At 39.2% G+C, this 12,902-nt stretch carries 12 protein-coding genes; 4 read left to right on the forward strand and 8 right to left on the reverse strand.

Annotation, left to right across the window (positions count from 1 at the left end; translation table 11 throughout):
• Nucleotides 1-46 precede the first annotated feature (46 nt).
• Entirely contained in the window at nt 47-1,018 is a 972-nt protein-coding gene (gene trpS / locus F565_RS0109165; RefSeq protein ID WP_020212923.1) for a tryptophan--tRNA ligase, read from the forward strand.
• A 255-nt stretch (nt 1,019-1,273) separates the two neighbouring features.
• On the opposite strand, the gene F565_RS0109170 is transcribed toward trpS, so the two are convergent.
• The 4 genes from F565_RS0109170 to F565_RS0109185 form a co-directional block, all read right to left on the reverse strand.
• Nucleotides 1,274-1,648, reverse strand: coding sequence for a septal ring lytic transglycosylase RlpA family protein (locus tag F565_RS0109170; protein WP_020212924.1), 375 nt, complete (start codon nt 1,646-1,648; stop codon nt 1,274-1,276).
• A complete protein-coding gene (locus F565_RS0109175; RefSeq protein ID WP_026299977.1) occupies nt 1,645-2,127 on the reverse strand; it encodes a septal ring lytic transglycosylase RlpA family protein in 483 nt (160 codons plus the stop codon). Before F565_RS0109175 ends, F565_RS0109170 begins: the two co-directional genes overlap by 4 nt.
• Nucleotides 2,128-2,214: 87 nt before the next feature.
• The gene (locus F565_RS0109180) at nt 2,215-2,655 is read right to left on the reverse strand and encodes a hypothetical protein (RefSeq protein ID WP_020212926.1); all 441 of its coding nucleotides are present in this window, start codon (nt 2,653-2,655) and stop codon (nt 2,215-2,217) included.
• A gap of 223 nt (nt 2,656-2,878) precedes the next feature.
• Nucleotides 2,879-4,006: an endonuclease/exonuclease/phosphatase family protein gene (locus F565_RS0109185; protein ID WP_035642834.1), complete on the reverse strand. Its 1,128-nt coding sequence runs from the start codon at nt 4,004-4,006 to the stop codon at nt 2,879-2,881.
• A 142-nt stretch (nt 4,007-4,148) separates the two neighbouring features.
• Here F565_RS0109185 and F565_RS0109190 point away from each other — a divergent pair, with 142 nt between their 5' ends.
• From F565_RS0109190 to F565_RS0109200, 3 genes are read left to right on the forward strand one after another with little or no spacing between them, the layout of a single operon-like run.
• Nucleotides 4,149-6,968, forward strand: coding sequence for a TonB-dependent receptor (locus tag F565_RS0109190; protein WP_026299978.1), 2,820 nt, complete (start codon nt 4,149-4,151; stop codon nt 6,966-6,968).
• A gap of 11 nt (nt 6,969-6,979) precedes the next feature.
• Nucleotides 6,980-7,585, forward strand: coding sequence for a choice-of-anchor J domain-containing protein (locus F565_RS21410; RefSeq protein ID WP_020212929.1), 606 nt, complete (start codon nt 6,980-6,982; stop codon nt 7,583-7,585).
• A 6-nt stretch (nt 7,586-7,591) separates the two neighbouring features.
• Nucleotides 7,592-9,055: a DUF5689 domain-containing protein gene (locus F565_RS0109200; protein ID WP_020212930.1), complete on the forward strand. Its 1,464-nt coding sequence runs from the start codon at nt 7,592-7,594 to the stop codon at nt 9,053-9,055.
• A 259-nt stretch (nt 9,056-9,314) separates the two neighbouring features.
• Here F565_RS0109200 and F565_RS0109205 read toward each other — a convergent pair whose 3' ends face one another.
• The 4 genes from F565_RS0109205 to nadD all read right to left on the reverse strand — a co-directional run bounded on the left by F565_RS0109205 (nt 9,315) and on the right by nadD (nt 12,730).
• Nucleotides 9,315-10,298 (reverse strand): TerC/Alx family metal homeostasis membrane protein, encoded by a 984-nt coding sequence (locus F565_RS0109205; protein WP_020212931.1) that lies wholly within the window; start codon nt 10,296-10,298, stop codon nt 9,315-9,317.
• A gap of 11 nt (nt 10,299-10,309) precedes the next feature.
• A complete protein-coding gene (locus F565_RS0109210) occupies nt 10,310-11,305 on the reverse strand; it encodes an NAD(P)H-dependent glycerol-3-phosphate dehydrogenase (protein WP_020212932.1) in 996 nt (331 codons plus the stop codon).
• Nucleotides 11,306-11,601: 296 nt separating this feature from the next.
• Nucleotides 11,602-12,135 carry a hypothetical protein gene (locus tag F565_RS0109215; RefSeq protein WP_020212933.1) on the reverse strand — a complete coding sequence of 178 codons (534 nt, stop codon included), beginning with the start codon at nt 12,133-12,135 and terminating at the stop codon, nt 11,602-11,604.
• Nucleotides 12,136-12,148: 13 nt separating this feature from the next.
• On the reverse strand, nt 12,149-12,730 hold the full coding sequence (gene nadD, locus F565_RS0109220) for a nicotinate (nicotinamide) nucleotide adenylyltransferase (RefSeq protein ID WP_020212934.1): 582 nt from the start codon (nt 12,728-12,730) through the stop codon (nt 12,149-12,151).
• Between the last annotated feature and the right edge of the window lie 172 nt (nt 12,731-12,902).

A 12,902-nucleotide genomic window follows, 5' to 3' on the forward strand; every position in this document is an offset into this window, starting at 1 on the left:
TATAATATCAAAACCGTTACCTTTGTGCAAATTCTATTTGTAAACAATGGCAAAAATCTTAACCGGCATTCAGAGTACAGGAACCCCGCATTTGGGCAACCTGCTGGGTGCTATCCTGCCGGCCATCGAAATGGCCAACAAACCCGAAAATGAATCGTTCCTGTTTATAGCCGACCTACACTCTGCAACGCAGATTAAGGATGGCAAAAGCCTGCGCGAAAATACCTATAGCGTTGCAGCAACCTGGCTGGCCTGCGGCCTGGACATTAATAAAGTGGTTTTTTACCGCCAGAGCGATGTACCGCAAACGGCAGAGCTGTCATGGTACCTTAGCTGCTTTTTTCCGTTCCAGAGACTTACACTGGCGCATTCGTTTAAAGATAAGGCAGACAGGCTGGATGATGTTAATGCAGGTTTGTTTACATACCCCATGCTTATGGCCGCCGACATACTTTTATATGATGCCGAGTTTGTACCCGTAGGTAAGGACCAGTTACAGCATATAGAGATTACACGCGATGTGGCAAGCCGTTTTAACCACCAGATGGGAGAAACGTTTGTATTGCCCGAAGCAATATCTAATGAGGATACCAAGATAATTCCCGGCACCGATGGCGAGAAGATGAGCAAATCGCGCAATAACTTTATTAATATCTTTCTTGATGATAAAGCGTTGCGCAAAGCTGTTATGAGCATACAAACCGACAGTACACCACTGGAAGAGCCTAAAAACCCGGATACCGATAATGTATTTGCTATTTACAAACTATTAGGTACACTGGAACAAATAGAACAAATGCGTGCCAATTATACGGGTGGCAACTACGGTTATGGCCATGCCAAGCAGGCATTGTTCGAATTGATTATAGAGAAGTTTAAAACCGAACGCGAGAAATATAATTACTACATTAATAACCTACCCGAGGTAGATGCTTTACTTAAAACCGGTGCTGCAAAAGCTGCTGTTGTAGCCAATGAAGTACTTGGAAGGGTAAGAGAGAAAATGGGGTATGAGTAAATTATAGTGATTAGTGATCAGTCGCGGTTAGCCGCAACCATAATATAATAAGCCACGAATTACATAATTACCACACATAAGTGTGGAATTATCGTAATTCGTGGCTTATTGTTTTGACTATGATGACTAATAAGATTGCTTCGTGCCTCGCAATGACGGCACCTGAAGAAAGGATTGTTTATTTTGATGTAGGTCGGAAAAACTGTGGCTGCGACTGTAAACTGTGACTGACCACTGAATACTGTTATGCGGTCACTATTTAGCTATCTCAAGAGACACCTTTAACTCGCCATGGTTTTTGTTGTCGGCAATTTCCATAAAGGCTTTTTTAGAAAGATCAATATCGCGCCCGCCGCCAAAGGGCCCGCGATCGTTTACCACTACAATTACCGATTTATCGTTTGCTAAATTAGTAACCTTTACTTTAGTGCCAAAAGGTAGTTTTTTATGCGCAGCCGTTAGTTTATTATTGCTAAAGGTTTCTCCGCTGGCCGTTTTTTTGCCGTTAAATTTATCGGCATAATAGCTTGCAACCGCTTTCTTATCGTAAGAGCTAAAAGAACCTTTACGCGACGAGCAGGCAACAAGTACGGCTGCTATAAGCAGTAAAAATGCAATCCTTTTTATCATGACTGTTTTTTATCTAAAAGCTCAATTTTTACTTTAAAGCTGCCTGAATTTTTATTGGAAGCAATTTCCATGTATGCCTTTTTGGTAAGGTCTATTTCGAGCGTTTTACTGTAAGGGCCACGGTCGTTAACTTTAACATCAACAAATTTGCCATTATTTTCGTTAGTTACCCTTACTAAGGTACCCAATGGCAGTTTCATGTGGGCCGCAGTATATTTTGCATTATGAAAACGTTCACCGCTGGTGGTTTTCCTGCCATTAAATTTATCGGCGTAGTAAGTAGCCAATGCGCCTTTTTTATAGAGCGTAAGCTTTGGCGTGCTTAATTTTGTAATTTTCGCATTTGTTTCTGTGGAGTCTGCGGCTACGGCTGCAACTACTCCTTTTGGTTTCTGCGGGATAGGTGTACTACCCTGCGAAAACCCTGAGATAATAAATAACAATACGGCTGTACTGAAAATAATACTACTATTCCTCATAATACTATATTTTTTTGTGTTCGTATTTTTTTTACTTACCAACAAATATGCCATATAAGCAAAAAGCCTCTATCGAGGCTTATAAGGTTAATTTAACCACTGTGACCATGGAATCCTGCTTAGCAGTAATAATAATGCTATGACATAAAAAACTCCAATAGATTTAAATTTCTTTGTGTCTTCCTCTGTTTTTTTGTGTTTGGACCAACCTATGGTTATAAGGGCAATGGCAATAATATTTATAAGCGGGTGCTCTACCACATACAGCCTTAAAGTGCTGTCTTTCATTGCAGCACCCATACCACCTGCCTTAACAGCATCAAAGTAAGGTGATGTAAAAAGTAATATAAGCCCGAACACCAGTTGCATGTGCGAGAAAATAAGTGTTATCATGGCAATACGCCTGTCCTGCAGGTTAAAAGGCCTCTTTCTTGATAACCCTACAAACGAATTTAAAATTGTTAGTACTAATAAACCCAGTACTGCAAAAGCAAAATAAGAGTGCAGTTCTTTAATGGATGAATACATAGTTTTGTGATATTGAAGAAAGCAAATATAAACAAAACCTGTAATAGAAAGTGCACTAAACTTATGCTAAAAGGCAAGTAAAGCATTGTTTAGAATGAATCTAAAGATAGTTTTTTAGAGTCAATACTTTGATAAATAAATAATTACATAAAGTCATTTAACTAAAATGGTAAAACAAAAAAGGTTAGCCTAAGCTAACCTTTTACAAGCATAATATTGCTTTTTATATTTGTTTTATAAGGTAAACATATACCGGAAAGTGGTCACTAAAGCCTACTTTGCCGTTACCGCTTCGCAACGGATAACCCTTATAAGCACCGCTTACTTCGGTCATAAATGTTTTGTTATAAACCCCGGCTTTCCAAAAGCGGTATGAACTGTAGTCTTTTTCTACAAGTGGCTCTGTCATGATCATCTGGTCAAACAAATCCCAGGCATCGCGGTAAGCAAGCGTACCTATACCTTTTTTAGACATTTCTTCCATAGGGTTGTACAATCCGCCCGGTTTTACATCTTCTTTAAGAGCCTTGGCACCAAGAACAACTTTAATGCTATTATTATAAGGGCCATCGTTAAGGTCGCCCATTGTAATAACTTTAGCTTTGGGGTTAACACCATATAAAGAATCTATTATCTTTTTGTTTAGCGCTGCTGCCGCTTCTCTAAAAGGGCTGCTTACTTTTTCGCCCCCTGCGCGCGATGGCCAGTGGTTTACAATAAAGCTTACTTCTTCGCCATCAAGCATACCCGTAACAAGTAACTGGTCGCGTGTATAGCGCCTTCCGCTGTTATCAATATTAATAATTACGCCTTCGGTTTCTTTGTCCTCTTCAGTTTCTTTACCTGCAACTTTATCAGCTTCGGCTTTTTTCTTTGCCTTAAGCCCTGCCTCATCATAAATAATAAGCGGGAATGCCTTGTAGCTGGTAGGTTTAAACGATTTTTTTTGATACAGCAAGCCTACATCTACACCCCTTTTATCGGGAGAGTCAAAGTGTACTATGCCATATCCTTTATCGGCTAAAAGCGGTTGTTTAATAAGGTCTTCCAGCACGCCGCGGTTCTCTATTTCGGCCACGCCTAATATGGTAGGCGAATTTGGGTTATTTGTTGTACCAATCTCGGCGATTACGCGCGATAAATTTGCCAGCTTTTTTTTGTATTTTGCACTGGTCCAGTGCTGTTTACCGTCTGGAAGATACTCTTCATCATTAACTTTTGGGTCGTTAATGGTATCATATAAATTTTCGACATTATAAAAGGCAATGGTATGCACCTTAAATTTTTTGTCCTGGGCATTACCTGCTACGCTAAGCAGGATTAAAAAGAGCATACTGAGTGTCTTGTTCATTATATATAACAAATATTAATTTAACATCAAGTTTTGTAACAAACGGGATGCCAAAAGTAGATAATATTTTTAAATGTTATACATTTGCCGCCGTTAAGAAATATTTAACTTAATGCCGAACTGGAATAATTAAAATTTATTTATGAAAAAACTAGTACTCAGTCTTTTATTTGTGATGCAGGTAGTATGTGCCTGGGCACAACAAGCATCTGTACAGGGCAAGGTGGTCGATTCTAAATCGCAAAAACCCGTGGAAAATGTTGTTGCAACTCTTGAAGCTACAGGAGCAACAGCGCTAACAAATGCCGAAGGTGTATTTGTGTTTCCTGATGTTGCTGCAGGAAGCCATGTTGTAACCGTGGGCAGCACCGGGTTTGTTACCCAAACTTTTACCTTAGAGGTAGCCGCCGGGCAAACCCTTGACATTGGTGTGGTATCTCTTGAATATGATATTACATCTGAACAGCAATTAAGTTTAATTACCATTACAGATAACGACCTTGGTGATGACAACAGCGGATCTGAAAATACAGCGGGTCTTTTACAGGCATCGAGAGATATTTTCCAGCAGGCCGCTGCCTTTAACTGGGGTATGGCGCGCTTTAGGATTCGTGGTTTAGATAACGAATATGGTACAACCATGATAAATGGTGTTACCATGAATAAATTATATGATGGCAGGCCCAACTGGAGCAACTGGGGTGGCCTTAACGATGCTACACGTAACCAGGAATTTACAATGGGTACTGCAGCATCTGATTATACTTTTGGTAGTATATTGGGTACTCAGGAAATTAATACACGTGCCTCTATATTTCGCCCGGGTGGCAGGATATCATTCTCCGGTACTAATACAAATTACAACTGGAGGGCTATGGCTACGTATGCATCCGGTATGGATAAGAACGGGTGGGCTTATGTAATATCTGCCTCTACACGTATGGCTAACGAAGGTTATTTTGAAGGTACAGACTATAAAGCAAACTCGTTTTTTGCAAGTGTAGAGAAAAAAATAAACGACAAGCACAGTATTAACTTTACAGGTATTTATGCTCAGAACAGCAGAGGGAAAAACTCTCCTAATACTGATGAGATGACCCGTATAGCCGGCGAGAAATATAACTCTTACTGGGGTTACCAAAATGGCGACAAACGCAACTCCCGCGATAAGGATGTGGAAGAGCCTATCTTTATGCTTAGCCACTACTGGAACATAAGCGAAAGCACATCATTAAACACTAACGTTGCTTACCAGTTTGGTAAAATAGGTAACAGCAGGCTGGATTACCAAAATGCACCTAACCCGGACCCTACGTATTACAGGAACCTGCCAAGCTATTTTACATCTATGTATGATGGGGCTACTTTCATTGGCGGAAGTGATGAAAATGTTGCACTTGCTAAAAATGCACCTTTTTTAACTAACAGGCAAATAGACTGGAACAACCTTTATCAAACTAACAGCAATACTGCAAATGGCCGTAGTGCTTATGTATTGTATGAAGACCGTACAGATGATAAAACGCTTACAGCAAACTCTATATTACGCTCGCAGTTATCAGACCACATTTCATTAAATGCAGGTGCTACTTACAAACATGTAAAATCGCACAATTTCCAGAACCTGTTAGACCTTTTAGGTGGCCAGTTCTTTGAAGATTTTGATAATTACTACACTGGTTCTTACTCTCAGAGCGACCTTAACAATCCTAACAGGACGGTAAGGGTAGGCGATACTTATGGTTATAACTATAACCTGTTTGCTAATAACATTGATGCTTTTACACAATTTAAATTTAGCTACAGTAATATTGATTTTTACCTTGCACAAAACTTCTCACGTTCAGAGTATCAAAGAGAAGGCCTTTACAGGAATGGTCTTTATGCTAATAACTCTTACGGAAAAAGCAACAAGGCTGTTTTTGAGAACTATGGCTTTAAAGGTGGTTTAACCTATAAGCTTGATGGCAGGAACATGATCGTGGTTAATGCCGCACGTATGACTAAAGCTCCTACATTAAGGAACACTTTTCCTAATGCAAGGCTTAATAATGTTATCGTAGACAACATAGGCAGCGAACTTGTATCGAGCGCAGATTTAAGCTACGTTATAAGGACTCCTAAGCTTAAGGCACGTATAACAGGTTACTATTCTACAATACAAAATTCTACAGAGACTTCATTCTTCTTTGGCGAAGGTGTATTTGATGATAATGGCGGAGACGGCGGTAACGCATTTATTGCCGAAACTGTAACCGGTATTAATAAACAAATGATGGGTGGAGAACTTGGTATAGAGTACAACATTACCCAGACTATTAAAGTAAACGCTTCTGCTGCTTTTGGCCAGTATACGTATACAAACAACCCTAACGTAAGTGTTAATAACGATGCCCTTGCTGTAGGCCTTGTAGAGGGCGATGGTACATCTGTAGTAGGTGCAAATACCGGTACAATTGTAGATTTTGGTAAAGCTTACCTTAAAGATTATAAACTTGCAGGTATGCCGCAACAGGCTTACTCTTTAGGTTTAGAGTACCGTGACCCTCATTTCTGGTGGATAGGTGCTAACGCTAACTACCTTGCACAAAATTATATAGATGTTTCTGCTTTATTAAGAACAGCAAACTTTTTTAAAGACCCTGTAACAGGACAAACTATAGATGGTGCTAACACACCAAGGGCGAGAGAACTGTTAAAACAAGAGCGTTTTAATGATTTTTACCTGTTTAACCTTCAGGGTGGTAAATCATGGAGATTAGGTAAACAAACCGTAGGTTTCTTTGCAAGTGTAAACAACGTGTTTGATAAAACATATAAAACAGGTGGTTTTGAGCAGTCGCGTAATGCAAATTACACACAACTTGACCAGGACCAGAGCAGCGGTACACCATCTTTTGGTTCTAAATATTTTTATGGCTACGGCAGGACTTTCTTTGTTAACCTGTATATAAACTTCTAATTTTACATACTATGAAAAAGAATATTAAAACGATTATGCTTGGGCTGTTTACCGCAGTACTGGCTACGGGTTGTGTAGGAGATGACGATTATAAACTTGCTCCTTTTGATGAGCCTGCATGGTCTGAAGGTTTTCAGGATGCAGTAGATGGTACTACTCTTGATTTACCGGGATGGACTAATTTTAATGAAACCGGGCGTAAAAAATGGAACGAGGAAGTATTTACCGGTAACGGTTATGCAGAGTTTAGTACTTTTGGATCTGGAGACCCTGTAAACGTAGGGTGGTTAATTACACCGGCAGTAAATATAGACGGTACAAGTAAGGTACTTACCTTTCAAACGGCACAGCACCACCTTGAGGTTCCTGCTAATAAAATTGAGGTACTTGTATCTTCAAATTATGATGGTACTAATGTTCTTGCTGCAACATGGACACCGCTTACGGCTACTTTCCCTACAGCTGCTACAGACTGGTATTTATTTGTAAGCTCTGGCCGCATAAGCCTTGCTGCATATTCCGGCAACGTGCATATAGCATTTAAAGTAACAGGTTCAGGAACAGATTTAACTCTTGATGGTGCCTACCAGATAGACAACGTTAAAATATTAAAATAAAAGACTATGAAATCAATTTTAATAAAATCGCTTTTTATTGGTACGGCGGCACTATTGCTTACTGCATGTGCTAACGACGATAATTACAGCACTCCTTATGAGGAGTGTGTAGAGACCGGCATAACGCCAAATGTTACAGTTGCCGCACTTACTGCGCGCGCTACAACGGCACCAAGATTATATACAGTACCTGCAGGTGCCCCAAGCGATTACATAGAAGGATATGTAACATCAAGCGATGAGAGGGGTTCTTTCTTTAAAGTGGTAACACTACAAACAAAACCTACAGATGGGTCTGCCGTTAAGGGTTTTAGTATTGCCATAGATGCTAACGGTCTTTTTGGTAAAGGTTTTACACCGGGCCGCAAAGTACTTGTAAAGCTGGACAGCCTGTATTATGCTAACGAATATAATGCCCTTAAAGTAGGCGCTCTTTTTGAAGACACAACTGTAGGCAGGATAGCCGAAGGTGATTATGCTAAAAATATCATTGTGGGCTGTACAAAAGTAGACGAAGAAGAACTTGTACAACACATGACTATTACTCAGGCTTTACGCGATGAAAATATTAACAAGCTTATAGAGCTTGATAGCGTTCAGTTTACTACAGCTTCTTTTGGCTACAGCCTTTATGACAGCACTGCGCCTACAGCAGCGGGTAACCCACAAACTATTGGCGGCAGTACAAACCATAACCTGGAAGATAAGTATGGCCGTACTATAATATTCAGGACAAGCAGCTTTGCTAACTTTGCAGGAGATAAAGTAAAACAGGGGATTTTAAAGGTAAGAGGCGTACTTACAAAATACAGGGATTCTTACCAGTTTCTTCCGCGTTACTCTGAAGATGTTAAAGTTATTAGCGAAACAGGAAGGCTTGTTCGTGTTGTAGAGCCTATAGCACCCGGTTCTGGCGGCCCTCTTGGCGGTACTGCTATAACATACAGCGGTAACTTTACAGAAAATTTTGAAAGCTATGCGCTAAACGCAAATACATACCCTAAATATATCACCGATTTTATTGGTGCATCAAGGTACTGGCAGGTAAAGCAATTCCCTGCAAATACAGGTAATAAATATATAGAGATGACTTCTTATGTAGGCAGTAGCTCTCCAGGTGTTGTTACAAGGTCATACTTTATAGTTCCTGTTGATTTTACAGCAGCAAACACTTTTACCTTTAAAAAAGAGATAAGATATATGGCAGGCCAGTCGTTTAAAGTATATTATGCAACAGCTGCAAACTATACTCCCGGAGGTGTAATAGATGTAAATACTTTTACAAACATTACATCGAGCTTTACAGGCTTAACGTATCCTGCAACCGGAGCATCAGAAAGTACATTTACTACAGCAGGTACTTATAGCATACCGGCTGCCTTAACAGGTAATGGTTTCTTTGTATTAGAATATGCCGGTGGTGGTGCAGTTACTACTACAATACAAATAGATGATATTGTAGTTAACTAAACTGCGATATACAATATTATAATAAAAGTGGCCGGGAGAAATCCCGGCCACTTATTTTTTAGGGCTATAGCGGGATTTACATTTGCCAGAACGATACGATTTTTATTTTATTCTACAGGTGTAAATGTTTTAATAGCCTAAATATTTGAGTGACCTTCCTGAACATATTATATTATAATATTTCGTCAAAAGGTATTACCTCCTAAACCCTGCATTAGGTATTGAGGTCAGGTTCTGCAAAATAGACTGAAATCTAAGATTACTTTTTAACGGGAAATAAAAATGAAGCTATTACAGACACGATTAATATACCTCCCACAATTGCCAGCGATACGGGCGAAGAAATGTGTACAAAAGGCCCTATTAGCATTTTTACGCCTATAAACGCCAGTATTACCGCCAACCCATAATGCAGGCGGCTAAACATGTGCATAAAATTTGCCAACAGGAAGTATAAGGCACGCAGCCCCAGTATGGCAAATATATTTGATGTATAAAGTATAAGCGGGTCGTTAGGGGCAATGGCAAATATAGCGGGGATAGAATCTACCGCAAAAATAAGGTCGGTAAATTCTATAACAGCAACCACTACAAGCAGTGGCGTTGCCATGCGTATGCCATTTTCTTTTACAAAAAAGCGACCGCCAACATAGTTTTTTGTAACCTTAAAAAGCTTGTAAATTACCCTTGCACCCGGGCTTTTTGTAAAGTCTTTATTTTCATCATCATCTTCATGAGATGCCCAAGATTTTATACCGGCAATAACTAAAAAGATACCAAAAATGGTTAGAACGGCATTAATTTGCCTGCTTTCGCCAAAGATGGTTATTGGTGGTAAATAGGTAAGGTTAATAAGCTCTACACCTGTAAATATAAATATAGCACGAAAAAATAAGGCTCCTATTATACCCCAGAACAACACTTTATGGTGCAGTTCTTTAGGTACGTTAAAGAACCCGAAGACAAGTATAAAAACAAAGAGGTTATCTACAGAAAGGGCTTTCTCTATCCAGTAGGCACTCTGAAATTTTGTAAAGGCTTCAAAGTCCATTACATAATAAATAACCCCGCTAAATACCATGGATAGTGATATCCATACTACAGACCATGCTAAAGCCTCTTTACTGCTTACTACATGGCTGTGTTTATTAAACACGCCAAGGTCGAGCAACAGCATAACCACTACTGTAATGCCAAATAAAGCTAAAATGCCGGGATGGTTTATCAGGTGGTCGTGGTTCATAGCTTATAGTTTTAATCCAGTTTATCGGTCAGTTTTTTAAACACCTGCTTGGCATCGCCGCCTTCATACAAAATATTGTATACGGCGTTGATGATTGGTGTTTTAGCTTTGTATTCCTTATTTAGCTTATAGGCACTTTTTGCGGCATAATAACCTTCGGCAACCATGCTCATTTCCATCATGGCACTTTTTACGGTGTACCCTTTTCCTATCATGTTACCAAACATACGGTTACGCGAAAATACCGAGTAACCCGTAACAAGCAAGTCACCCAGGTAAGCAGAATCATTGATATTACGTTTCATTTTATGCACCTTGCGAATGAACTTTTTCATTTCGCGCACGGCATTACTCATAAGCAATGCCTGAAAGTTATCGCCATAGCCCAAGCCATGTGCCATACCCGCAGCAATAGCATAAATATTTTTAAGCATAGCAGCATATTCTGTGCCAATAATATCGTCGGATATTTTTGTTTTAATATAATGGCTGTTAAGATTTTTAGCCATTGTGCTTGCCTTTTTTTCACTGCCACAGGCAATAGTTAGGTACGAAAGCCTTTCGAGGGCTACCTCTTCAGCATGGCATGGGCCCGTTATAACGCCTATATTATCAAATGGAATGTTGTAAGTGTCATGAAAATGCTCGCCCACAATAAGGCTGGTTTCAGGAACAATACCTTTAATGGCCGAAAATATAATTTTATCTTCCAGGCTTACCGTAAGTTTCTCAAGTTCGGTACTTAAAAAAGCCGATGGTATGGCAAAAATTACATAATCAGCATACGCAATTGCCTCATTAATATCGTTAGTAAGCAGGAGTTTATTGGTGTCAAATTCTACCGAGCTCAGGTAATTAGGATTATGTTTTTGTAGTTTAATATGCTCAATGGCAGATGTGTTGCGCATATACCACGCAATTTTATCTACATTAACACAAAGCATCTTGGCTATTGCCGTTGCCCAGCTTCCACCGCCTATTACCGCGAACTTAGGAGTATCACTCATTATTTTAAGTTGTTTCTAAAGGCCAAAAGTACTCAAATTTAACACAACTCCATAAACTGTTGTTATATGCAATGATATCATAATAAATATTAACATTATATTATGAAAAGAAATACAATGATACTTCTTGCACAGCGTTATCCTATAGAATTTTGTTTACAATCTGGAGGATTATAACAAGGTTAGTAAATTTTTTGTTTTTGGTGTTTTTTAAAAGGCATTCATGTTTTGCATGAGTGCCTTTTATAGTATAAAGATATTAAAAGCAGTGTACACTTATGATAAGGATTTCATAATTATACCTTGCCAACACGAATTCTTCCGGCATAAGAAAAGAGTTTTGCGACGGCGACACCGTAAAATACCATACACATGGAAGAAGTACTCTTAGTTTGCTGAGCTCTGTACCAGTGGTATTCTTTTTCCGTCAGCACCCTTATAAGTTCACCTCGATTTTCTAAGCAATATTGTCCATTATTTATGTGAACAACTCCGCTATGATGAAAATCAAACTGTATAAAGTTTATAAATGCATATACAACGCATGCCATTGTAATTATTACAATCCAGACAGGCGTATTTTTGAATAGAATTTTATATTGTGAGACCGGGTTCATGCGGTTAAGAATTCCCGATTGCCTGTGTGCTATATAATCTGGATCGTTTTGTTGGTCTAAAATGACGGCTGATATTACTATAAGAGCGCCAACATATAATATATAAATAAAAGGTATAGTTTGCTGGACATCTATATTTTGAACAGAAAGAATATTTATTGTTACAGAACTTAGCCAGCCAAATATCGCCAGATAAAATAATAGTCTTTTCATATTAGTGTTAGCATTACTTCTTATAAAAAAGGTTATGCACTACATACTGCCATACTTTCTCCGGCAATAAAGGGCGCACATTTTTACCTTCTTTTATGCTGTTGCGAATAAACGTAGACGATATCTCTATAACAGGTGCCTCTACTTTATGAATGCGTGCAGCGGCGGCAATATCCGGATTAATAACTTCGGTGTTTATGCGCGGGTATACATAAATATCATGATTTTGCAGTAGTACTTCATAGTTTTTCCACTTATGCAGGGAGTTAAGGTTGTCTTCCCCCATTATAAGCGAAAACTCGTGCATGGGGAATTTTTCCTGCAAATGTGCCAGCGTATTTACGGTATAGCTTGGCTGCGGTAGCCGGAACTCTACATCGCTCGGTTTAAGTTTAGGGTAATCTTCGGTAGCCAGGAATACCATTTGTAAACGATGATGGTCATCCAGCAGGGTGCTCTTTTTTTTAAGCGGGTTGTGCGGGGTAACTACAAGCCATATCTGGTCGAGGCCGCTGTATTCGGCCATGTGGTTAGCAATAATAAGATGCCCTGCATGAATGGGGTTAAACGTCCCGAAGTAAAGGCCTATTTTCATAATTATGTAAATACCTAAGTGCATTTATGTCATTCTGACGAAGGAAGAATCTCTTTAAATTAGGGATTCTTCGACTACGTTGCACTTCGCTCAGAATGACACTCGAAGTCTAAAAATTCCTAAAGAAGATCTGATAGTATTATCTAAACTGTAATGCTTGCCATAGCTACTG

Source organism: Flavobacterium rivuli WB 3.3-2 = DSM 21788 (genome assembly GCF_000378485.1).
Lineage (GTDB): Bacteria > Bacteroidota > Bacteroidia > Flavobacteriales > Flavobacteriaceae > Flavobacterium > Flavobacterium rivuli.

Coding starts and splice junctions, on each gene's coding strand:
- nadD (WP_020212934.1), bottom strand. CDS start 12,730: ATGAAAATAGGCCTTTACTTCGGGACGTTTAACCCCATTCATGCAGGG.
- F565_RS0109175 (WP_026299977.1), bottom strand. CDS start 2,127: ATGAGGAATAGTAGTATTATTTTCAGTACAGCCGTATTGTTATTTATT.
- F565_RS0109210 (WP_020212932.1), bottom strand. CDS start 11,305: ATGAGTGATACTCCTAAGTTCGCGGTAATAGGCGGTGGAAGCTGGGCA.
- F565_RS21410 (WP_020212929.1), top strand. CDS start 6,980: ATGAAAAAGAATATTAAAACGATTATGCTTGGGCTGTTTACCGCAGTA.
- F565_RS0109185 (WP_035642834.1), bottom strand. CDS start 4,006: ATGAACAAGACACTCAGTATGCTCTTTTTAATCCTGCTTAGCGTAGCA.
- F565_RS0109200 (WP_020212930.1), top strand. CDS start 7,592: ATGAAATCAATTTTAATAAAATCGCTTTTTATTGGTACGGCGGCACTA.
- F565_RS0109190 (WP_026299978.1), top strand. CDS start 4,149: ATGAAAAAACTAGTACTCAGTCTTTTATTTGTGATGCAGGTAGTATGT.
- F565_RS0109215 (WP_020212933.1), bottom strand. CDS start 12,135: ATGAAAAGACTATTATTTTATCTGGCGATATTTGGCTGGCTAAGTTCT.
- F565_RS0109170 (WP_020212924.1), bottom strand. CDS start 1,648: ATGATAAAAAGGATTGCATTTTTACTGCTTATAGCAGCCGTACTTGTT.
- F565_RS0109205 (WP_020212931.1), bottom strand. CDS start 10,298: ATGAACCACGACCACCTGATAAACCATCCCGGCATTTTAGCTTTATTT.
- F565_RS0109180 (WP_020212926.1), bottom strand. CDS start 2,655: ATGTATTCATCCATTAAAGAACTGCACTCTTATTTTGCTTTTGCAGTA.
- trpS (WP_020212923.1), top strand. CDS start 47: ATGGCAAAAATCTTAACCGGCATTCAGAGTACAGGAACCCCGCATTTG.